The 21,569-nt window shown below is 55.0% G+C and carries 18 protein-coding genes; 13 read left to right on the top strand and 5 right to left on the bottom strand.

Annotated features, from left to right (window positions below):
- Positions 1-27: 27 nt before the first annotated feature.
- From yrfG to hslO, 3 genes are read left to right on the top strand one after another with little or no spacing between them, the layout of a single operon-like run.
- Positions 28-696, top strand: a complete 669-nt coding sequence (yrfG, locus tag J1G48_RS01720; RefSeq protein WP_001520508.1) for a GMP/IMP nucleotidase — start codon at positions 28-30, stop codon at positions 694-696.
- 10 nt (positions 697-706) lie between these two features.
- Positions 707-1,108: a ribosome-associated heat shock protein Hsp15 gene (gene hslR, locus J1G48_RS01715; protein ID WP_000660721.1), complete on the top strand. Its 402-nt coding sequence runs from the start codon at positions 707-709 to the stop codon at positions 1,106-1,108.
- A gap of 24 nt (positions 1,109-1,132) precedes the next feature.
- Positions 1,133-2,011 carry an Hsp33 family molecular chaperone HslO gene (gene hslO, locus J1G48_RS01710; protein WP_001135571.1) on the top strand — a complete coding sequence of 293 codons (879 nt, stop codon included), beginning with the start codon at positions 1,133-1,135 and terminating at the stop codon, positions 2,009-2,011.
- A 108-nt stretch (positions 2,012-2,119) separates the two neighbouring features.
- On the opposite strand, the gene J1G48_RS01705 is transcribed toward hslO, so the two are convergent.
- Positions 2,120-3,829 carry a DUF4153 domain-containing protein gene (locus J1G48_RS01705; RefSeq protein ID WP_000446462.1) on the bottom strand — a complete coding sequence of 570 codons (1,710 nt, stop codon included), beginning with the start codon at positions 3,827-3,829 and terminating at the stop codon, positions 2,120-2,122.
- A gap of 379 nt (positions 3,830-4,208) precedes the next feature.
- Here J1G48_RS01705 and pckA point away from each other — a divergent pair, with 379 nt between their 5' ends.
- Positions 4,209-5,828 (top strand): phosphoenolpyruvate carboxykinase (ATP), encoded by a 1,620-nt coding sequence (gene pckA / locus J1G48_RS01700; RefSeq protein WP_001265689.1) that lies wholly within the window; start codon positions 4,209-4,211, stop codon positions 5,826-5,828.
- A 74-nt stretch (positions 5,829-5,902) separates the two neighbouring features.
- Here pckA and envZ read toward each other — a convergent pair whose 3' ends face one another.
- Both envZ and ompR read right to left on the bottom strand, forming a co-directional pair.
- Positions 5,903-7,255 carry a two-component system sensor histidine kinase EnvZ gene (envZ, locus tag J1G48_RS01695; protein WP_001253818.1) on the bottom strand — a complete coding sequence of 451 codons (1,353 nt, stop codon included), beginning with the start codon at positions 7,253-7,255 and terminating at the stop codon, positions 5,903-5,905.
- Positions 7,252-7,971, bottom strand: coding sequence for a two-component system response regulator OmpR (gene ompR, locus J1G48_RS01690; RefSeq protein WP_001157751.1), 720 nt, complete (start codon positions 7,969-7,971; stop codon positions 7,252-7,254). Before ompR ends, envZ begins: the two co-directional genes overlap by 4 nt.
- A gap of 225 nt (positions 7,972-8,196) precedes the next feature.
- Here ompR and greB point away from each other — a divergent pair, with 225 nt between their 5' ends.
- From greB to J1G48_RS01660, 6 genes are all read left to right on the top strand, one after another.
- Positions 8,197-8,670, top strand: a complete 474-nt coding sequence (gene greB / locus J1G48_RS01685; protein WP_000856695.1) for a transcription elongation factor GreB — start codon at positions 8,197-8,199, stop codon at positions 8,668-8,670.
- Positions 8,671-8,768: 98 nt separating this feature from the next.
- The gene (locus J1G48_RS01680) at positions 8,769-11,099 is read left to right on the top strand and encodes a Tex family protein (protein ID WP_000980659.1); all 2,331 of its coding nucleotides are present in this window, start codon (positions 8,769-8,771) and stop codon (positions 11,097-11,099) included.
- Positions 11,100-11,535: 436 nt separating this feature from the next.
- A complete protein-coding gene (gene feoA / locus J1G48_RS01675; protein WP_001160955.1) occupies positions 11,536-11,763 on the top strand; it encodes a ferrous iron transporter A in 228 nt (75 codons plus the stop codon).
- A gap of 18 nt (positions 11,764-11,781) precedes the next feature.
- Complete coding sequence (gene feoB, locus J1G48_RS01670; RefSeq protein WP_000736978.1) at positions 11,782-14,100, top strand: Fe(2+) transporter permease subunit FeoB; 2,319 nt, start codon at positions 11,782-11,784, stop codon at positions 14,098-14,100.
- Between the two features lie 12 nt (positions 14,101-14,112).
- The gene (feoC, locus tag J1G48_RS01665; RefSeq protein WP_000157587.1) at positions 14,113-14,349 is read left to right on the top strand and encodes a [Fe-S]-dependent transcriptional repressor FeoC; all 237 of its coding nucleotides are present in this window, start codon (positions 14,113-14,115) and stop codon (positions 14,347-14,349) included.
- Between the two features lie 234 nt (positions 14,350-14,583).
- Entirely contained in the window at positions 14,584-15,510 is a 927-nt protein-coding gene (locus J1G48_RS01660) for an Rpn family recombination-promoting nuclease/putative transposase (RefSeq protein ID WP_000235956.1), read from the top strand.
- A gap of 35 nt (positions 15,511-15,545) precedes the next feature.
- Here the strand turns inward: J1G48_RS01660 and bioH are convergent, their stop codons facing one another.
- The gene (gene bioH, locus J1G48_RS01655; protein ID WP_000998145.1) at positions 15,546-16,316 is read right to left on the bottom strand and encodes a pimeloyl-ACP methyl ester esterase BioH; all 771 of its coding nucleotides are present in this window, start codon (positions 16,314-16,316) and stop codon (positions 15,546-15,548) included.
- Between the two features lie 37 nt (positions 16,317-16,353).
- Between bioH and gntX the strand changes: the two genes are divergently transcribed.
- The 3 genes from gntX to gntT all read left to right on the top strand — a co-directional run bounded on the left by gntX (position 16,354) and on the right by gntT (position 19,364).
- Positions 16,354-17,037, top strand: a complete 684-nt coding sequence (gene gntX / locus J1G48_RS01650) for a DNA utilization protein GntX (RefSeq protein WP_000958742.1) — start codon at positions 16,354-16,356, stop codon at positions 17,035-17,037.
- 58 nt (positions 17,038-17,095) lie between these two features.
- Positions 17,096-17,671, top strand: coding sequence for a Fe-S biogenesis protein NfuA (gene nfuA / locus J1G48_RS01645; protein WP_000619387.1), 576 nt, complete (start codon positions 17,096-17,098; stop codon positions 17,669-17,671).
- A 376-nt stretch (positions 17,672-18,047) separates the two neighbouring features.
- On the top strand, positions 18,048-19,364 hold the full coding sequence (gntT, locus tag J1G48_RS01640; RefSeq protein WP_001131737.1) for a gluconate transporter: 1,317 nt from the start codon (positions 18,048-18,050) through the stop codon (positions 19,362-19,364).
- 118 nt (positions 19,365-19,482) lie between these two features.
- On the opposite strand, the gene malQ is transcribed toward gntT, so the two are convergent.
- Positions 19,483-21,561, bottom strand: a complete 2,079-nt coding sequence (malQ, locus tag J1G48_RS01635; RefSeq protein ID WP_000428724.1) for a 4-alpha-glucanotransferase — start codon at positions 21,559-21,561, stop codon at positions 19,483-19,485.
- Positions 21,562-21,569: the final 8 nt, after the last annotated feature.

The raw sequence follows: 21,569 nt of genomic DNA, 5'->3' as shown, positions 1-21,569 counted from the left end.
GCAAATTGCGTTACCCTGGAGTTCCCCATGCATATTGATATTGACTGGCAAAACGTGGATACCGTTTTGCTGGATATGGACGGCACGCTGCTCGATCTCGCGTTCGATAACTATTTCTGGCAAAAGCTGGTACCGGAAACCTACGGCGCGCAGCAGGGTATTTCGCCGCAGGACGCGCAGGAATATATTCGCCAGCAGTATCATGCCGTACAGCATACGCTAAACTGGTACTGTCTGGATTACTGGAGCGAGCGTCTGGGTCTGGATATTTGCGCCATGACGACGGCGCAAGGGCCGCGCGCCGTTTTGCGCGACGATACCGTACCGTTTCTGAATGCGTTAAAAGCCAGCGGAAAACGTCGGATTCTGCTCACCAATGCGCATCCACATAACCTGGCGGTGAAGCTGGAGCATACCGGTCTGGCCTCACACCTTGATTTATTACTTTCCACCCACACATTTGGTTATCCCAAAGAGGATCAGCGGTTATGGCGCGCTGTCACTGAGGAAACGGGAATAAGCGCAGAGAAAACGCTGTTTATCGATGACAGCGAACCGATTCTCGACGCCGCCGCCCGGTTTGGTATTCGCTACTGTCTTGGCGTGACGAATCCTGATTCCGGCCTGGCGGAAAAGCACTATACGCGCCATCCGTCCCTGAACGACTACCGCCGTCTGATCCCCTCGCTGATGTGAAGGAGACGCCATGAAAGAAAAGTCCTCCGTTGAGGTCAGACTGGATAAATGGCTGTGGGCCGCGCGTTTTTATAAAACCCGCGCGCTGGCCCGCGAGATGATTGAAGGCGGTAAGGTGCATTACAACGGCCAGCGCAGTAAGCCGAGCAAAATCGTCGAGCTGAACGCAACCCTTACCCTGCGTCAGGGAAATGACGAACGGACGGTGATCGTTAAAGCCATCACCGAACAGCGCCGTCCGGCCAGCGAAGCCGTCGCTCTGTATGAAGAGACGGCGGAAAGCGTGGAAAAACGCGAAAAAATGGCGCAGGCGCGCAAGCTTAACGCCCTGACCATGCCGCATCCGGACAGGCGACCGGACAAGAAAGAGCGCCGCGACCTGTTACGATTTAAACACGGCGACAGCGAATAACTGTCACCCGCAAGAGAGATGATTATGCCGCAACATGACCAATTACATCGTTATCTGTTTGAAAACTTTGCCGTTCGCGGCGAGCTGGTGACCGTTTCGGAAACCTTGCAACAGATCCTCGACAATCATACCTACCCGCAGCCGGTGAAAACCGTACTGGCCGAACTGCTGGTCGCCACTAGCCTGCTGACCGCGACGCTGAAGTTTGCCGGCGACATTACGGTACAGCTCCAGGGCGACGGGCCGTTAAGCCTGGCGGTGATCAATGGCAATAATCAGCAGCAGATGCGCGGCGTGGCTCGCGTTCAGGGCGACATCCCTGACAATGCGGATCTCAAAACGCTGGTTGGCAACGGCTATCTGGTGATCACCATTACGCCGGAAGAGGGTGAACGCTATCAGGGCGTGGTGGGTCTGGAAGGCGATACTCTGGCGGCGTGCCTGGAAGATTACTTCCTGCGCTCCGAGCAGTTGCCGACGCGCCTGTTTATCCGTACCGGCGATGTCGACGGTAAACCGGCGGCAGGTGGAATGTTGCTTCAGGTGATGCCGGCACAGAACGCGCAGGCGGAGGATTTCGACCATCTGGCTATGTTGACGGAAACCATTAAAAGCGAAGAGCTGCTGACGTTACCGGCAAATGACGTGCTGTGGCGTTTGTATCACGAAGAAGAAGTCACACTCTACGATCCGCAAGATGTTGAGTTCAAATGCACCTGTTCACGCGAACGTTGCGCGGGCGCGCTGAAAACATTGCCGGATGAAGAAGTGGACAGCATTCTGGCGGAAGAAGGCGAAATCGATATGCACTGCGATTACTGCGGCAATCATTACCTGTTCAATGCGATGGATATCGCGGAGATCCGTAACAACGCCTCTCCTGCCGATCCACAGGTTCACTAATCGCCTCGTAGTCAGCAACGTCATTGCCTGATGGCGGCGCTTATCTGGCCTACAGCATCCCGCTCCGTAGGCCGGATAAGGCATTTATGCCGCCATCCGGCAAAAAGCTTACTCGTTGTAGTAATCCACATCCAACCGCTGACCATCAACAATGATATCGCGCCAGGCTTTGGGGGCTGAGTCTAACCGATGCCCGGCAATCGCGTGCAACAGTTGCGTCTTAGAAAACCCGTCCGGCAATCGGGCGAACGCTTTCTGCGTCCATTTCCCCTCTTTTAAGCCGTAGACCTGGCTCTCGGCAACAATAAAGTTATACAGCACCTGCTCAGGCTGACCGTCGCCGTTAAGATCCTGACTCACCAGAACGCAGGCATCCGGTTCAAGGCAGGAATCGTCCGAATAACTCTGCTCTTTGACAAACGCCCAAAATGCAGCATCCGGCTTCTGGCTACCGGGCGCAATCATCACCACCCGCGCTAAATCGTCCGCCGTCGGAGAGACCTTATTTCTCTGCAAAAACGTCATCAGTTCACGATTGCGCTTTCTGTTCTGCGTAAACGCCTCGTCATCCCGCAACGATTTCAACGCTTCCTGGCCAGGTTTGCCGCTGTGATCCAGCATATACAGGCTGATCTGATCCGCAGTAATTTTACCGCTATGGTAACGCGCCATATGGCTGTTGACGCTAATACGCCAGACATCAAGTACAGGCGAGGCCAGCAACAGCAATATCACCAGCGTCAACAAAGAGACGCTCAGTATCACCTTGCCTTGCCACTCACCAGGGTCGCGTCCGCGGCGTAACAGACCGATCAGATAACCGAAGGACCATACCAGCAAGACAGACGCCGTCAGCGCGCCATACAGACGATCCGGCGTCCAGCCGTATTGCTGAATACGTACCCATAACGCCCAGCCCGCCAGCAGCATATATATCGGGGCAACGCACAGCGAGGCGCTAATCATGCCGCGTAGTACGCGCGGATAGGGTAATATGCGCTTTTGCGGTTCATTGACAATCGCCACGAGGAGCAGCAGCATCAGCGTCAGCGTGGATAGCAGCCCCGCAGCGGAAACACGCGCAGAAATCGCCTCCAGTCCGGTAAAGGGTAACGTCACAATAAACAGCAATGCCAGCAGCGACACCACCGGCAGTAAACCCGTCGCGATCAGCGTCAGCAGCTTTTGCACCGCCGCCACAAGGCGCGACTGCGTGCGGGCGAGAATGACCGCCAGCGCCGTAATCAAGCCGATGGTCACATAAATAAAGGCTTCAGTTTCAAAGAAAAGGGTGCTGAAAAAGCGGATGCCCACCAGCCTGAATAGCGCGCTCCAGAGCAGGAGAACCAGCCAGAACAGTCCGTTGGCGACCAGGACGATAAACAATGTCAGTACGTTATGCCATAACCGCATATAAAACTGGGGATAACGCGCCGAACCGGTTTGCGAATGTAACTGATATTGCATCCAGGGTAAGACCAGCATCGCCATCAACACAAGCCGGAGACCATACAGCCAGAGGAGCTCGGCCAGGCGCCATTTCTCCACCGTCTCAACCTGCCATTTCAGCCAGCCGCTCATTGCCAGCACGACCACAAAGGTCAGCCCCAGCCAGCCCCACAGCGCGCGCTGTTTAAAAGAAACCACGGTAAGCAATAGCATTGACGACAACGCTATCGTCGCAGGCATACCATAGAACAGCCAGTCGCTATTTTGTGGTACCAGCCAGGCCATCAGCAGGTAGCACAAGACGCCCTGCAGCAAACCGGTGAGCAACATACCCCAGCGAGTAGTACGTGAAAGCGCTACACTTTCCATGTCGTTATCCAGAATGATGAGAAAGTCGCATTATTGCATCATCTGTTCACCGCCAGGCGTCGTCATGCATAATTCAGAAAAAAACGCAGAGAGGTGAATCGATATTGTTAATGTTGGTGTTACGTAACTTTCTTACATGAATGCGATTACAGTCACATTATGTCGGTCAAAAACACTTCCTTTTAACGTTTTCAGAACATTTTCCACAACAAAAGTAGGTTTCCTGCCATAATAACCGCCGCTGCGTGACAGGAGTCACAGTGTTTTTCGTCAATCGTGATTTTGTCCAGATACGTAAATCTATGAGCCTTGTCGCGGTTAACCAACCTCAAAAAACCTTACTATTTTCGGTAATATATATTGGCTAAGGAGCAGTGATATGCGCGTTAACAATTTAACCCCGCAAGATCTCAAGGCTTATGGTATCAACGACGTCCAGGATATCGTTTACAATCCCAGCTACGACACCCTTTATCAGGAAGAACTTAATCCTGGTCTGGAAGGCTATGAGCGTGGCGTGTTAACTAACCTGGGCGCTGTTGCCGTTGATACCGGTATTTTTACCGGTCGTTCGCCTAAGGATAAGTATATTGTTCGCGACGACACCACGCGTGATACGCTGTGGTGGTCCGATAAGGGTAAAGGTAAAAACGATAATAAGCCGCTTTCCCAGGAAACCTGGCAACACCTGAAAGGTCTGGTGACGCATCAGCTTTCTGGTAAACGCTTATTCATTGTTGATGCGTTCTGCGGCGCAAATGCCGATACGCGTCTTTCCGTGCGCTTTATTACGGAAGTCGCCTGGCAGGCCCACTTCGTTAAAAATATGTTCATTCGCCCAACGGACGAAGAGCTGGTAGGCTTCAAACCTGACTTTATTGTCATGAACGGCGCGAAGTGCACCAACCCGCAGTGGAAAGAGCAAGGACTGAACTCGGAAAACTTCGTGGCGTTCAACCTGACTGAACGTATTCAGCTTATTGGCGGCACCTGGTACGGCGGCGAAATGAAAAAAGGGATGTTCTCGGTAATGAACTACCTGCTGCCGCTCAAAGGTATCGCCTCAATGCACTGTTCCGCCAACGTGGGTGAAAAAGGCGATGTCGCGGTCTTCTTCGGCCTTTCCGGTACCGGAAAAACCACTCTGTCCACCGACCCGAAACGTCGTCTGATTGGCGATGATGAGCACGGTTGGGATGACGACGGCGTGTTCAACTTTGAAGGCGGCTGCTACGCCAAAACCATCAAACTGTCGAAAGAAGCGGAGCCAGAAATTTATCATGCGATTCGCCGTGATGCGTTGCTGGAAAACGTCACCGTGCGCGAAGACGGCACCGTTGATTTCGACGATGGTTCCAAAACCGAAAACACCCGCGTCTCTTACCCGATCTATCATATCGATAACATCGTTAAGCCCGTATCCAAAGCAGGTCACGCCACGAAGGTTATCTTCCTGACGGCGGACGCCTTCGGCGTGTTGCCGCCGGTTTCCCGTTTAACCGCTAACCAGACGCAGTACCACTTCCTGTCAGGTTTCACCGCTAAACTGGCCGGCACCGAACGCGGCGTCACCGAACCGACCCCCACCTTCTCCGCCTGCTTCGGCGCCGCGTTCCTGACGCTGCACCCGACGCAGTATGCTGAAGTGCTGGTGAAACGTATGCAAGCAGCGGGCGCGCAGGCTTATCTGGTTAACACCGGCTGGAATGGCACCGGCAAACGTATCTCCATCAAAGATACGCGCGCAATTATCGACGCCATTCTGAACGGTTCTCTTGATAACGCGGAAACCTTCCGTCTGCCGCTGTTCGATCTGGCGATCCCGACTGAACTGCCAGGCGTGGATACCCACATTCTCGACCCGCGTAACACCTACGCGTCGCCGGAACAATGGCAGGAAAAAGCCACCGCGCTGGCGAAACTGTTCATTGAGAACTTCGAGAAGTATACGGATACCCCGGCAGGCGAAGCGCTGGTTAGCGCCGGACCGAAGCTGTAAGGAACAGGCCGGATGGCGGCTTTGAACGGCGTCATCCGGCGTTGAGAAGAAAGGGAGGGTAATACCTCCCTTTCTTATGCCTCTTTTGTCGTCCCCTGGACGCGAGCCACAGGAACCGGTAGCCAGGCGCGAATTGACAATCCGCCACGCTCGCTGGTGCCAATCTCCAGCATCCCGTTATGGTTATCGATAATGCGCTGCACAATCGCCAGCCCCAGCCCTGTGCCGCTGGTGCTACGGGCGCTGTCGCCACGCACAAAAGGCTGGAACAGATGTTTACGCTGCTCCGGCTTAATGCCCGGCCCGTCATCTTCTACCTGAAACCAGGCGCGATGCGACTCGGTGCCGCTGCTGACCTTAATCCAGCCGTTGCCATAGCGGGCAGCATTGACCACCATATTCGCCACCGCGCGCTTAATCGAGAGCGGGTGCATTTTCACCTGGATGCTGCCTGCCTGAAGCGCAGTGTTAATCTCACGCTCATAGCCGCTTTCCGCCGCAATCACCTCGCCCAGCACGGAATTGAGATCCGCCATCTCCATTGGCATTTCCTGACCGGTACGCAGATAGTCAATAAACTGTTCGATAATGGCGTTACACTCTTCGATGTCTTTATTGATCGACTCCGCGAGATAACCGTCTTCCTCGCCCATCATCTCCGTCGCCAGACGAATACGGGTCAACGGCGTGCGCAAGTCGTGGCTGACGCCCGCCATCAATAGCGTACGGTCATCGGCCAATTGCTTCACGCCGGCTGCCATATGGTTAAACGCCCGGGTCACAGAGCGCACTTCAGAGGCGCCATATTCACGCAGCGGCGGCGGAATAATTCCCTTCCCTACCTGCAAGGCGGCATGTTCAAGATCCACTAACGGTCGATTCTGTATACGAATAAACAGCCACGCGCCGCCTATCGCCAGGAGCATGATCGCCAGCGTGTAACGGAAAAGCGGAGAAAAATCGCCCTGATGAATCTCGGTCAGCGGCACGCGCACCCAGATATTGGGCGACAGCCAGGTTTTGAGCCACACGACGGGCGAGCTTTTGTTGACCTCAACGCGCACTTCCGTCGGGCCGCCTAATTGCTGCGCCATCTGGTGGCTTAAGAATTCGTAGTGTTGCGCCCAACGCAGCCCGGCCTCTTCAGCGGCTTCGTTGGTGTAGAGAGAGATCCCCAGCTCGCGATAGATTTCCCGACGAAACGCAGGCGGCACGACTAACTGCGTGCCGTCCTCCAGTTGCAGCTTATCGGTCATCAGCATACGGACTTCGTAAGCCAGAACCTTATTAAACTGCTGGAGGCTCGGCAAAATCGCGAAGTTCAGCACCACCAGGTAGGTCGTCACCAGGCTGACGAACAGCAAGGTGACGATGAGCAACAGCGTGCGGGCAAATGAACTTCGCGGCGAGAAGCGCATTCGCCTCATGCTTTAGAACCGTCCGGTACGAAGACGTAGCCCAGGCCCCAGACGGTCTGAATATAACGCGGATGTGCCGGATCTTCTTCCACCATACGGCGCAGGCGGGAGATCTGGACGTCGATGGAGCGTTCCATCGCGGAATACTCGCGGCCACGGGCCAGATTCATCAGCTTATCGCGAGAGAGCGGCTCGCGCGGATGGCTGACTAACGCTTTCAGTACCGCAAACTCCCCGCTGGTCAGCGGCATCGGTTCATCTTCACGGAACATCTCGCGCGTACCGAGGTTCAGTTTAAACTTACCGAACGCGATAACGGCCTCTTCCTGCGACGGCGCGCCGGGCAGTTCGTTTGCCTGACGACGTAACACGGCGCGAATACGCGCCAACAGCTCGCGCGGGTTAAACGGTTTAGGAATGTAGTCATCGGCGCCGATTTCCAGCCCGACGATACGGTCAACCTCTTCACCCTTCGCCGTGACCATAATGATCGGCATTGGATTACTTTGACTACGCAGGCGACGACAAATCGACAGACCATCTTCACCTGGCAGCATTAAATCCAGTACCATGAGATGGAAAGATTCACGGGTCAGCAGACGATCCATCTGCTCAGCGTTAGCGACGCTTCGAACCTGGAAGCCCTGCTCGGTCAGATAACGTTCCAGTAGCGCCCGCAGACGCATATCGTCATCAACCACCAGAATCTTATAATTCTCTTGCATTGTCTGTACTCCCAAAGGTTCGCAACAAATGTAAGTGTGTATTCTTAAAAAAGCTCACGTGAGTCACCAGCAAATTCTGGTATGAATTTCAGGCTAAATTGTTACAAAGCATATTTAACAGCAGCTTAAATATACAATTAATCGGCAACCCCATTATTTATTCTGTCGGGACGATCACGTTATACCCCGTGTGCGCAATATCGACAGCAAAGGTAAATCAACGAGATGAAAACGCCCCTGATCACCCGCGAAGGGTACGAAACACTCAAACAAGAGCTCAATTATCTCTGGCGTGAAGAGCGCCCGGAGGTCACCAAAAAAGTGACCTGGGCTGCGAGTCTGGGCGACCGCAGCGAGAATGCCGACTATCAGTATAATAAAAAGCGCCTGCGTGAGATCGACAGACGCGTCAGATATCTGACCAAATGCATGGAAAATCTCAAAATCGTGGATTATTCCCCGCAGCAGGAGGGCAAAGTCTTCTTCGGCGCCTGGGTGGAAATTGAAAATGATGACGGCGATACGCTGAAGTTCCGCATTGTCGGCTACGATGAAATTTTCGGACGTAAGGATTACATCTCTATCGACTCGCCGATGGCGCGGGCGCTACTGAAAAAAGAAGTGGGCGATCTGGCGGTGGTCAACACCCCTGTCGGCGAAGCAAACTGGTACGTCAATGCGATCGAATACGTCAAATAAGACAAGAAGAATCCTAAGCCCCCGCTGATGGCTGGCATTTTTGCCAGCCAATCCGTATAACTATCCCCTGATTTTTATCCTGAAGACGAAGCTAACCCATGATGAATGATTCTTTCTGCCGCATTATTGCGGGTGAAATCCAGGCAAATGCCGGGCAGGTTGAAGCTGCCGTTCGCCTGCTTGACGAAGGGAACACCGTGCCGTTTATCGCACGTTATCGTAAAGAAATCACCGGCGGTCTGGATGACACGCAGTTGCGTAACCTGGAAACGCGTCTGGGCTATCTGCGTGAGCTGGAAGACAGGCGTCAGGCTATCCTCAAGTCCATTTCCGAACAAGGCAAACTGACCGATGAGCTGGCTGGCGCCATCAACGCTACGTTAAGTAAGACCGAGCTCGAAGACCTCTACCTGCCCTATAAACCTAAACGCCGCACCCGTGGACAAATCGCCATTGAAGCCGGCCTTGAGCCGCTGGCCGATCTGCTCTGGAACGAGCCGTCCCACGATCCTGACGTGGAAGCGGCAAAGTACATTGATGGCGACAAAGGCGTGGCGGACACGAAAGCCGCGCTCGACGGCGCACGCTACATTCTGATGGAGCGCTTTGCCGAAGACGCCGCATTGCTGGCGAAAGTGCGTGATTACCTGTGGAAGAACGCCCATCTGGTCGCCACAGTCGTGAGCGGCAAAGAGGAAGAAGGGGCAAAATTCCGCGACTATTTCGACCATCATGAGCCCATTGCTAACGTCCCGTCTCACCGTGCGCTGGCCATGTTCCGTGGTCGTAACGAAGGCATTCTGCAACTTTCGCTCAATGCCGACCCACAGTTTGATGAGCCGCCGAAAGAGAGCTACTGCGAGCAGATCATCATGGACCATCTCGGCCTGCGGCTGAATAACGCCCCGGCGGATAGCTGGCGCAAAGGCGTAGTGAGCTGGACGTGGCGTATCAAAGTCTTAATGCACCTCGAAACCGAACTGATGGGCACCGTGCGCGAACGTGCGGAAGACGAAGCGATTAACGTGTTTGCGCGTAACCTGCACGACCTGCTGATGGCAGCCCCCGCAGGCCTGCGCGCCACGATGGGCCTTGATCCTGGCCTGCGTACCGGCGTAAAAGTCGCTGTCGTTGACGGCACCGGCAAGCTGGTGGCGACGGATACCATTTATCCGCATACCGGTCAGGCGGCCAAAGCGGCTACCGTGATCGCCGCGCTGTGCGAAAAATACCACGTCGAACTGGTCGCGATTGGCAACGGTACGGCCTCGCGTGAAACCGAACGCTTCTATCTCGACGTACAGAAACAGTTCCCGAACGTGACGGCGCAGAAAGTGATCGTCAGCGAAGCGGGGGCGTCCGTGTATTCCGCTTCTGAGCTGGCGGCGCAGGAGTTTCCGGATCTCGACGTCTCCCTGCGTGGCGCGGTCTCTATCGCGCGTCGTCTGCAGGATCCGCTGGCGGAACTGGTGAAAATCGATCCGAAATCGATCGGCGTCGGCCAATATCAACACGATGTCAGCCAGACGCAGCTGGCGCGTAAGCTGGATGCGGTGGTCGAAGACTGCGTAAACGCCGTCGGCGTCGATTTGAATACCGCCTCCGTGCCGCTGCTGACCCGCGTCGCGGGCTTAACGCGCATGATGGCGCAAAACATCGTCGCCTGGCGCGATGAGAACGGTCAGTTCCAGAACCGCCAGCAACTGTTGAAGGTGAGCCGTCTGGGGCCGAAAGCGTTTGAGCAGTGCGCGGGCTTCCTGCGTATTAACCACGGCGATAACCCGCTGGATGCCTCCACCGTCCACCCGGAAGCCTATCCGGTTGTCGAACGCATTCTGGCGGCGACGCAGCAAGCGCTAAAAGATCTGATGGGCAACAGCAACGAATTGCGTCACCTCAAGGCCGCTGATTTTACCGACGATAAATTCGGCGTGCCGACCGTGAGCGATATCATCAAAGAGCTGGAAAAACCGGGCCGCGACCCGCGTCCTGAATTTAAAACCGCGCAATTCGCCGATGGCGTCGAAACCATGAACGACCTGCTGCCGGGGATGATTCTGGAAGGGGCGGTCACTAACGTCACTAACTTCGGCGCGTTTGTCGATATCGGCGTTCATCAGGATGGCCTGGTGCATATCTCCTCGCTCTCGAATAAGTTCGTCGACGATCCGCACACCGTGGTGAAAGCGGGCGACATCGTGAAGGTGAAAGTGCTGGAAGTGGATCTGCAACGTAAGCGTATTGCGCTGACGATGCGTCTGGACGAACAGCCCGGCGAAACCGCCGCTCGCCGCGGCGGCGGCGCCGATCGCGCTCAGGGCAACCGCCCTGCATCTAAAGCGGCGAAACCGCGCGGTCGTGACGCCCAGCCAGCCGGTAACAGCGCCATGATGGACGCGCTGGCAGCGGCAATGGGAAAAAAACGCTAATCGGGTAATACGCAGGCCGGGTTACTTCTTATCCGGCCTGCGATTTTGCAATACGTCCAACCCTTTCTTTTTTAATTAACAATTAAATCTTACCCATTAGAATCTGTTAATTAATTTCCTTCTGCTATCCGCACTATTAATTATCACTTTATTAACAGATGAAACCTTAATTAAACATTAAAAACGGTGAATATTTGCACATTAGGGGTATTTGCAAAAAGACAAATAAATGTTGAGCCATATCAACATCGGCGCAAATTATCGCTTATTTGTACATTCCGTCACATTTTAATCGTTGAAGATAGAAACCATTCTCATTATCATTGTGTTGTTGATTATTTACTCTTTCCTTCGTTGGCTAAACATCGGGTCTCCTGCCGCCCCCCTGAGCGCCGCATGAGGTATACATCCAGTTAGTAAGAAACAAGTAGGTCGTATGCAATTCACTCCTGACACTGCGTGGAAAATCACCGGCTTTGCGCGTGAAATCAGCCCGGCGTATCGTCAAAAACTGCTTTCGCTCGGCATGTTGCCCGGCTCTTCATTTAATGTTGTCCGCGTCGCGCCCTTAGGCGATCCGATCCATATCGAAACACGACGCGTGAGTCTGGTTTTGCGTAAAAAGGATTTGGCGTTAATAGAAGTGGAAGCGGTTTCCTGTTAATACAGTGAGTCTATAAAAATGAAAAAATTAACCATTGGTTTAATTGGTAATCCTAATTCCGGCAAGACCACCTTATTTAACCAACTCACCGGCGCGCGTCAGCGCGTGGGGAACTGGGCGGGCGTCACCGTCGAGCGTAAAGAGGGCCAGTTCGCGACAACTGACCACCAGGTCACGCTGGTAGATTTACCCGGCACCTATTCTCTGACGACCATCTCGTCACAAACCTCTCTCGACGAACAGATCGCCTGCCACTACATCCTGAGCGGCGACGCCGACCTGTTGATAAACGTTGTGGACGCCTCCAATCTGGAGCGCAACCTCTATTTGACGCTGCAGCTGCTGGAGCTGGGTATCCCCTGTATTGTCGCGCTCAACATGCTGGATATCGCCGAAAAACAGCAGGTTCGTATTGATGTCGACGCTCTGTCCACGCGTCTGGGTTGCCCTGTCGTACCGCTGGTATCGACTCGCGGCCGCGGTATCGAGGCGCTGAAACTGGCCATTGACCGTCACAACGCTAACGACAACGTCGAACTGGTGCATTATGCCCAGCCGCTGCTGCGCGAAGCAGGTTTCCTGGCCGACGCGATGGCCCAGGAGATGCCTTTACAACAGCGCCGCTGGCTGGGTCTGCAAATGCTGGAGGGCGATATCTACAGCCGGGCTTACGCAGATGAGGCGGCGCAAAACCTGGACACCTCCCTTGCCCGTCTGAAGGACGAAATGGACGACCCGGCGCTGCATATCGCCGACGCCCGTTATCAGTGTATCGCCGCTATTTGCGACGTGGTCAGCAATACCCTGACAGCCGAACCCAGCCGCTTCACCAGGGCGGTCGATAAAATTATCCTGAACCGCTTCCTCGGCTTACCGATTTTTTTGTTCGTGATGTACCTGATGTTCCTGCTCGCCATTAACATCGGCGGCGCGTTGCAACCCCTGTTTGATGCCGGTTCCGTCGCCATCTTTATTCATGGCATTCAATGGATTGGCTACACGCTGCACTTCCCGGATTGGTTAACCATCTTCCTGGCGCAAGGTCTTGGCGGCGGGATCAATACCGTCCTGCCGCTGGTGCCGCAAATCGGGATGATGTACCTATTCCTCTCCTTCCTTGAAGACTCCGGTTATATGGCGCGCGCGGCCTTCGTCATGGATCGCCTGATGCAGGCGCTGGGACTACCGGGTAAATCCTTCGTGCCGCTGATTGTCGGCTTCGGCTGTAACGTACCTTCCGTGATGGGCGCCCGCACGCTTGACGCTCCGCGCGAACGCCTGATGACCATCATGATGGCGCCGTTTATGTCCTGTGGCGCGCGCCTGGCGATTTTCGCCGTCTTTGCCGCCGCCTTCTTCGGGCAAAACGGCGCGCTGGCGGTCTTCTCGCTGTACGTGCTGGGTATTGTCATGGCGGTATTAACCGGCCTGATGCTGAAGCATACCATTATGCGCGGCGAAGCCTCTCCGTTTGTGATGGAGCTACCGGTTTACCACGTACCGCATATCAAGAGCCTGATCATCCAGACCTGGCAACGCCTGAAAGGTTTTGTACTACGCGCCGGTAAAGTCATTATCATCGTGAGTATTTTCCTGAGCGCGTTTAACAGTTTCTCGCTGAGCGGCAAAATCGTCGATAACATTAATGACTCCGCCCTCGCCTCCGTAAGCCGGGTCATCACGCCAGTCTTTAAACCGATCGGCGTCCATGAAGATAACTGGCAAGCGACCGTGGGTCTGTTTACAGGCGCCATGGCGAAAGAAGTTGTCGTCGGTACGCTGAACACACTCTATACCGCCGAAAATATTCAGGACGAAGCGTTTAATCCTGCCGATTTTCACCTCGGCGATGAACTGCTGGGCGCGGTTGACGATACCTGGCAAAGCCTGAAAGACACCTTTAGCCTGAGCGTACTGGCTAACCCGATCGAAGCGAGTAAAGGCGACGGCGAAATGGCAACCGGCGCGATGGGCGTGATGGATCAAAAATTCGGCAGCGCCGCGGCGGCGTACAGTTACCTGATTTTCGTCCTGCTTTACGTACCGTGTATCTCGGTAATGGGCGCTATCGCCCGCGAGTCCAGCCGCGGCTGGATGGGCTTCTCCATCCTGTGGGGGCTGAATATCGCCTATTCGCTCGCCACGCTGTTCTACCAGGTTACCAGCTTCAGTCAACACCCGACATACAGCCTGATCTGTATTCTGGCAGTGATCGTCTTTAACGTTGTGGTGTTAAGCCTGTTGCGCCGCGCCCGCAGCCGTGTAGACATTGAACTGCTGGCAACCCGCAAAAACGTCAGTTCCTGTTGTTCGGGCACTGCGGGCAATTGTCACTAAGGGATGTAAAAAATGGCTTCATTGATACAGGTTCGCGATCTACTGGCGCTACGGGGGCGTATGGAGGCAACGCAGATCAGCCATACGCTGCACGCTCCGCAGCCCATGATCGACGCCATGCTGAATCAACTGGAGATCATGGGTAAAGCGGTACGTATCCCGGAAGAAGCGGACGGCTGCCTTTCAGGCAGCTGTAAAAGTTGTCCAGAAGGTAAAGCCTGCCTGCGCGAATGGTGGGCCTTGCGTTAGCCTTCGCCGGGTAGCGACGTAACGCGTCTTATCCGGCCTTTATCCCGCGTTATGTTGCCCGGTACGCGTCACGCTGCCGGGCAATTTTGCGTCATGCCTTCCACAAAGATGAAAGCGTTACCGCCGTGCGCATTTATCTCCCCACGCGCCTCGCAAGCGCGCTAATCCTCTACTGCAATCAGCCCGGTCTGCGCGTAGTGTCACGCCATTGAACTTCACCGATGACGGATCGATATGGCGACCTCAACAACATCCACGCCGCATGACGCGGTATTCAAACAGTTTCTATGCCACCCCGATACTGCACGGGATTTTTTGGAAATTCATCTCCCGACGACATTACGTCAAATCTGTAATCTGAATACGTTACGGCTGGAGTCCGGTAGCTTTATTGAAGAGGATTTACGCCCCCATTATTCCGATATTCTTTGGTCGCTGGAAACAAGTGAAGGTGAAGGTTACATTTACGTGGTTATTGAACATCAGAGTACGCCGGACGCGCATATGGCATTTCGGCTGATGCGTTACGCAATGGCTGCAATGCAACGGCACCTGGAGGCCGGGCATAAGACGTTGCCGTTAGTGGTGCCAATGCTGTTTTATCACGGAAACCGCAGCCCGTATCCGTTTTCATTATGCTGGCTGGATGAATTTGCCGACCCGGTGATGGCGCGTAAGCTATACGCCACCGCCTTTCCTCTGGTCGATATTACGGTCGTGCCGGACGACGAGATTATGCGGCACCGACGGGTCGCGCTGCTGGAACTCATACAAAAACACATCCGCCAGCGTGATCTGATGGGGCTTGTCGAACAGCTGGTCGCCCTGCTGGTTAAGGGATACGCTAATGACACCCAGCTTCAAAGTTTGTTTAATTACATGATGCACACTGGCGACGCCGCGCGCTTCAATACGTTTATCCGCCAGGTGGCTATGCGTATCCCACAGCATAAGGAGAAGATCATGACTATCGCAGAAAGATTACGTCAGGAAGGACATCGTAACGGGTTACAGAAAGGGCTACAGCAAGGCAAGCAGGAAGGCCAACGGCTCGCCGCATTGCGCATTGCCCGCTCGATGCTAAACGATGGTTTCGATCGCGATACCGTGCTTAGGGTTACCGGGCTGGCGCCTGCCGATCTGGCGTCTGAAAACCATTAATCTGGCAGAATGGTCCGGGCCCGGCAACGCCCTGGTTACAGCGATGATTTTAGCGTCATCAGCGCCTGACAAAACGCCGCCGGATGCGAGATAAACGGCGCATGGGCCGCCTTCGCCATTATCTGTGATGTACTGTGCGGCCATAACGTATCGAGCAAAGGCGCGATTTTACGCGGCACCAGACCGTCCAGATAACCATACAAACGCAAAAACGGCATGTTCACATTTTTAAGCGCTTCTCGTAGATCGACCGTTTTTAAGATTTCCAGTCCGCCATTGAGCACCTCTACATCCGGCATAGGCTGCGCCAGCACTACGCTTTTTAAGGTGCGGGCATCCTGACGCGCCGTCTCCGTCCCTAACGTTTGCAGCGCCAGAAAACGCTCCACCGTGCGCTGAAAATCGTCGCTAAGCTGCTGCTGGAATCCGCCGAGGATTTCTGGTTTTATTCCCGGCCACCCCTCACGCGCGCTAAAGCATGGCGAAGAGGCGACTGTCACCAGCGCCTGAACGCGTTCAGGGTGGGTGAGCGCCATCTGACTCGCCACCAGGCCGCCCAGGCTCCAGCCAAGCCAGATAGCCTGGTCCGGCGCGTTTTTCGCTACCTGCGCCGTCATCTCTTCAAGCGTCATGGCGCCAAACCCCGAGCTGCGACCATAGCCCGGCAAGTCGACCAGATGCAGCGTAAAATGCGAGCCGAGTTCCTCGCGAATGCAATGCCATACCTCCGCGTTCAATCCCCATCCGTGCAGCAGCACAAGATGACAATTTCCCTCGCCGTAGGTCTGCCACCAGATGTCATTCATCAGTTACTGTTCTCTTTTGTCTAACAAGGATGCACCTATGCTAACAGTACCGGGATTATGCTGGCTATGCCGAATGCCGCTGGCGTTAAGCCACTGGGGGATTTGTTCCGTATGCGCGCGCGCCGTCCGCCAGCGCGTCAGCGTGTGTCCGCAATGTGGATTACCCGCCAGGCATCCTTCGCTCCCCTGCGGTCGCTGCCTGCAAAAACCGCCGCCCTGGCAGCGTCTGGTGAGCGTCAGTAACTATACGCCGCCCTTGAGTTTACTGGTGCATCAGCTTAAATTTACCCGCCGTAACGAAATTGCCGCCGCTCTGGCGCGTCTACTGTTGCAGGAAGTCCTCATGGCGCGCCGCAGCACTGGCTTGCAGCTTCCCGACAGAATCGTCAGCGTTCCGCTCTGGTCGCGCCGACACTGGCGGCGGGGATTTAACCAAAGCGATCTGTTATGCCAACCGTTAGCGCACTGGCTGGGCTGCGCGTGGGACAGCCAGACCATCACGCGGGTACGGGCGACCGCAACACAACATCATCTCAGCGCCAGGTTACGGAAACGCAATTTGAAAAACGCGTTTCGCCTTGAATTGCCGGTACAGGGTCTCCATATGGTTATTGTGGATGATGTCGTCACTACCGGAAGTACCGTCGCGGAAATCGCGCAACTGCTTTTGCGCAACGGCGCAGCGACTGTCCAGGTATGGTGCCTGTGTCGAACCTTGTAGAGCCTCGATGATGGGCGTATTATAACCAACTAAAATAGTCAACTATTAGGCCATTACTATGATCCGTATTTCCGATGCTGCACAAGCGCACTTTGCCAAACTGCTGGCAAATCAGGAAGAAGGGACGCAAATCCGCGTATTTGTCATTAATCCCGGCACTCCTAACGCAGAGTGCGGCGTTTCTTATTGTCCGCCCGACGCCGTAGAAGCCACCGATACTGCACTGAAATTTGACCTGTTGACCGCTTATGTCGACGAGCTGAGCGCGCCCTATCTGGAAGACGCGGAAATTGATTTCGTGACCGACCAGCTAGGTTCTCAACTTACATTGAAAGCGCCAAACGCGAAGATGCGCAAAGTGGCCGATGACGCGCCGCTGATGGAGCGCGTGGAATATGCTCTGCAATCGCAGATTAACCCGCAGTTGGCGGGCCACGGCGGTCGCGTCTCGCTGATGGAAATTACCGATGAAGGCTATGCAATTCTGCAGTTTGGCGGCGGTTGTAACGGTTGCTCGATGGTTGACGTCACGCTGAAAGAAGGGATCGAGAAACAGTTGCTGAATGAATTCCCGGAACTGAAAGGGGTTCGCGATCTGACCGAACACCAGCGCGGCGAGCACTCCTACTACTAAGATTTTCCCCGCATCCATGCCCGATGGCGCTTGCGCCTGTCGGGCCTTGTCTGCCCCACCGTAGGCCGAATAAGGCGTTTACGCCGCCATCCTGCGCTATCAGCCACAACTCAGAACGATGGTCCTTCTCCTTTCACCGATAACATGACCTGTGTCTCATAATTTAAATTTTGCCTGCCAGGGTCATTTTCAACACCCACATGTTACCCGTATCATTCTTATGGGCACCTAACATCCATATAACATCTGACTACGCTCATTCGTTTCAACGGTAATCAGTATTGGTGCTATTGCGACTCTGTTCCCGTCGGGAACAACAGGAATTTGTCGTCGAAACAATGACGTTACCCATAACAAAGTAAAGGCCAGGTAAATCATGCCATTAGTCATCGTTGCTATCGGTGTTATCTTGTTACTTCTTCTGATGATCCGCTTCAAAATGAACGGATTTATCGCCCTTGTCCTGGTAGCGCTCGCTGTCGGGTTGATGCAGGGAATGCCGCTGGATAAAGTCATCGGCTCCATCAAAGCCGGTGTCGGCGGTACGCTTGGCAGTCTGGCCCTGATTATGGGGTTCGGCGCCATGCTGGGCAAAATGCTTGCCGACTGCGGCGGCGCTCAACGTATCGCCACTACCCTGATCGCGAAATTTGGTAAAAAGCATATTCAGTGGGCCGTAGTGTTAACCGGCTTTACCGTCGGCTTCGCTCTGTTCTATGAAGTGGGCTTCGTTCTGATGCTGCCGCTGGTATTCACCATTGCCGCAGCAGCGAATATCCCGTTACTGTACGTCGGCGTGCCGATGGCCGCGGCGCTTTCCGTCACACACGGCTTCCTGCCGCCGCACCCGGGCCCAACCGCAATCGCCACGATTTTCCATGCCGATATGGGTAAGACGCTGCTGTTTGGTACGATTCTGGCAATCCCGACCGTGATCCTTGCCGGACCGGTTTACGCCCGTTTCCTGAAAGGTATCGATAAGCCGATCCCGGAAGGCCTGTACAGCGCGAAAACTTTTACGGAAGAAGAGATGCCGGGCTTTGGCGTCAGCGTCTGGACGTCGCTGGTTCCGGTGATTCTGATGGCGATGCGTGCGATTGCCGAGATGATTCTGCCAAAAGGCCACGCTTTCCTGCCCGTTGCCGAGTTCCTGGGCGACCCGGTAATGGCTACGTTAATTGCCGTACTGATTGCGATGTTCACCTTTGGCCTGAACCGCGGGCGTTCCATGGATCAGATTAACGATACGCTGGTCTCTTCCATCAAAATTATCGCCATGATGCTGCTGATCATCGGCGGCGGCGGCGCATTCAAGCAGGTGCTGGTAGATAGCGGCGTGGATAAATACATCGCTTCAATGATGCATGAAACCAATGTCTCTCCGCTGTTAATGGCGTGGTCTATCGCGGCGGTGCTGCGTATCGCGCTGGGCTCCGCGACTGTCGCGGCGATTACCGCAGGCGGCATTGCGGCGCCGCTGATCGCCACTACCGGCGTTAGCCCTGAACTGATGGTTATCGCAGTCGGTTCCGGGAGCGTGATTTTCTCTCACGTCAACGACCCGGGCTTCTGGCTGTTCAAAGAGTATTTCAATTTGACTATCGGCGAGACCATTAAATCCTGGTCGATGCTGGAAACGATCATCTCCGTCTGCGGCCTGATCGGCTGTCTGCTGTTGGGTATGGTGGTTTAAGCGAGACAGCTTGTAGGCCGGATAAGGCAGCAATGTGCGCCAGGATTGCCTGATGGCGCTGCGCTTATCAGACCTACGTGCTCTCACCATAATAAAGCCGGGGAAATCCCCGGCTTTATTACTTCTTCTTCGCGGCCGCTTTTCGGCGCTTATCCAAATCCTTAATCAGCTTGTTTACGCCCTCATCGGCAAACATCTGCTCCAGCGTGGCGGTGAGCTTCCGCCGCCAGTTTTTATACTGATCGCTGGTGCCCGGTACGTTAACCGGATCGGCCATATCCAGCCAGTCCTCCGGCTGAAGCCCCAATAGACCGCTGTTACTGTCGGCGATATAGCGCTGAAGTCCGCGATTTAGCGTTGGCGTCATCGACATTAACGATGCCTTATGCCCGGCGCGTTTTGGCAGACAGCCATATTTATGCAGCGCGTCCAATAGCCCCTGTTTCGCCCGCTCGCGATCCTCATACAGCCCGCGCAGAATCACTTCATCCGGATAAAGCCCCAGAGCTTTACCCAACGTCAGGTCACCGCATTCCCAATAGCCGCGCAGCGTGGGGAGATCGTGCGTCGAGGCGACAGCCATCGATTGTTGCGGATACGCACCTGGCGCGCGGAAGTTTTTCTCAAGGTCATTTTCAAACCACAGCACTTTATAAGAATAGACCCCGCTATCGCGCAGCTTGCCGACAATCTCAACTGGCACCGTCCCCAGATCTTCGCCTATCACCATACAGCGGTGACGTTGGCTCTCCAGCGCCAGAATAGAAAGCAAATCATCTACCGGATAATGGACGTAAGCCCCCTGATCCGCTGTTTCGCCATACGGTATCCACCACAGACGCAGCAACGACATGACATGGTCAATGCGCAACGCGCCGCAGTTTTGCATATTGGCGCGCAGCAGGTCGATAAAGGGCTCATACGCCCGGGCGACAATGATATGCGGGTCCATTGGCGGCAGCCCCCAGTTCTGACCGAGCGGGCCGAGGATATCCGGCGGCGCGCCGACAGATGCTTTCAGGCAGTACAGCTCCCGGTCGCACCAGGTTTCCGCGCCGCCTTCCGCTACGCCAACCGCCAGATCGCGGTACAGACCAATCGGTAGTTTAAAACTCTGGCAGGTATCCCAGCAGGCGGCGAATTGGCGCCAGGCCAGCCACTGAAGCCAGAGATAAAACTCCACCTCTTCGCGGTGCGCTTCACAGAATTGTTTTACAGCGGGAGACTCTACCGACTGGTACGCCTCCGGCCAGGCTGGCCAGCCCCAGCGCTGCTCATCCTCTTTCACCTGATACGCATGCAGCGCGTCGAATGCCGCCTGCCAGTAAAGGCTTTCGCCTTCGCGGGCGATAAAGTGACGAAACTCCGCCATTTGCGCATCGTCGCGAGCGGCAAAGCGCGTCCACGCCATCCGCAGCGCCGTGATTTTCAGCGCGGTAACGGTAGCGTAATCGACCCATTGCGCATCGCGCGCCTGTCGCAGCTGTTGCTGTGTGGCGGGCATTTGCCACCATGCCTGCGCCTCTTCGCTCAGGCGGAAATCTTCGACGGCGTTGACGTCGATATATATCACGTTCAGCCAGCGACGAGACGAGGGGCTGTAGGGACTGGCGCTCTCCGGATTCGCCGGATAAAGCGCGTGGATCGGGTTCAGGCCGATAAACGCGCCGCCGCGTGTCGCCACGTCGACCAGCATCGACTTCAAATCGCCGAAATCGCCAATACCCCAGTTTTTTTCTGAACGCAGAGTATAAAGCTGGACGCAGGCCCCCCACAGTTTTTTCCCCTCCAGCAGCGCCTGCGGCTCATAGCATCGCGGCGGGGCGACGATAATCCGGCAGTGCGTACGCTGTTCATCCTGGGTCAACGTCAGGGTGTGGTAGCCCTCCGGCAATGTAGCCGGAAGGTTAAGTTTTTTACCGCCCGTCACGCGCCCTTTGTAATGCACGCCCTCTTCCGTAGTCAGCAGCCAGGCAAACTCACCGCGCCCCTCTACCGGCAACGCCATTTTTTTACCCGCGGTATAAACCTTCACATTCGGCACGACCGCCTGTGGTCCTGTTGTCGTGCCGTGCATCGCCGCCAGCAAACGTCTCTTGGTTTCAGCGCCAATAGACTGCGGTTTGCCATGAGCATTGATGTAACTGGGGCTGATCCCCGCCGCCAGCGCGGCACTATCGAGACGTTTATTTTCCATCGCGCTCC

This window comes from Salmonella sp. SAL-020, from assembly GCF_017372215.1.
Classification (GTDB): Bacteria; Pseudomonadota; Gammaproteobacteria; order Enterobacterales; family Enterobacteriaceae; genus Salmonella; species Salmonella enterica.
This window is presented reverse-complemented; position numbering and strand designations above follow the sequence as displayed.

Coding starts and splice junctions, on each gene's coding strand:
- malQ (WP_000428724.1), bottom strand. CDS start 21,561: ATGGAAAATAAACGTCTCGATAGTGCCGCGCTGGCGGCGGGGATCAGC.
- pckA (WP_001265689.1), top strand. CDS start 4,209: ATGCGCGTTAACAATTTAACCCCGCAAGATCTCAAGGCTTATGGTATC.
- feoB (WP_000736978.1), top strand. CDS start 11,782: ATGAAAAAATTAACCATTGGTTTAATTGGTAATCCTAATTCCGGCAAG.
- J1G48_RS01680 (WP_000980659.1), top strand. CDS start 8,769: ATGATGAATGATTCTTTCTGCCGCATTATTGCGGGTGAAATCCAGGCA.
- hslO (WP_001135571.1), top strand. CDS start 1,133: ATGCCGCAACATGACCAATTACATCGTTATCTGTTTGAAAACTTTGCC.
- gntT (WP_001131737.1), top strand. CDS start 18,048: ATGCCATTAGTCATCGTTGCTATCGGTGTTATCTTGTTACTTCTTCTG.
- gntX (WP_000958742.1), top strand. CDS start 16,354: ATGCTAACAGTACCGGGATTATGCTGGCTATGCCGAATGCCGCTGGCG.
- ompR (WP_001157751.1), bottom strand. CDS start 7,971: ATGCAAGAGAATTATAAGATTCTGGTGGTTGATGACGATATGCGTCTG.
- envZ (WP_001253818.1), bottom strand. CDS start 7,255: ATGAGGCGAATGCGCTTCTCGCCGCGAAGTTCATTTGCCCGCACGCTG.
- greB (WP_000856695.1), top strand. CDS start 8,197: ATGAAAACGCCCCTGATCACCCGCGAAGGGTACGAAACACTCAAACAA.
- nfuA (WP_000619387.1), top strand. CDS start 17,096: ATGATCCGTATTTCCGATGCTGCACAAGCGCACTTTGCCAAACTGCTG.
- feoC (WP_000157587.1), top strand. CDS start 14,113: ATGGCTTCATTGATACAGGTTCGCGATCTACTGGCGCTACGGGGGCGT.
- feoA (WP_001160955.1), top strand. CDS start 11,536: ATGCAATTCACTCCTGACACTGCGTGGAAAATCACCGGCTTTGCGCGT.
- yrfG (WP_001520508.1), top strand. CDS start 28: ATGCATATTGATATTGACTGGCAAAACGTGGATACCGTTTTGCTGGAT.
- J1G48_RS01705 (WP_000446462.1), bottom strand. CDS start 3,829: ATGGAAAGTGTAGCGCTTTCACGTACTACTCGCTGGGGTATGTTGCTC.
- J1G48_RS01660 (WP_000235956.1), top strand. CDS start 14,584: ATGGCGACCTCAACAACATCCACGCCGCATGACGCGGTATTCAAACAG.
- hslR (WP_000660721.1), top strand. CDS start 707: ATGAAAGAAAAGTCCTCCGTTGAGGTCAGACTGGATAAATGGCTGTGG.
- bioH (WP_000998145.1), bottom strand. CDS start 16,316: ATGAATGACATCTGGTGGCAGACCTACGGCGAGGGAAATTGTCATCTT.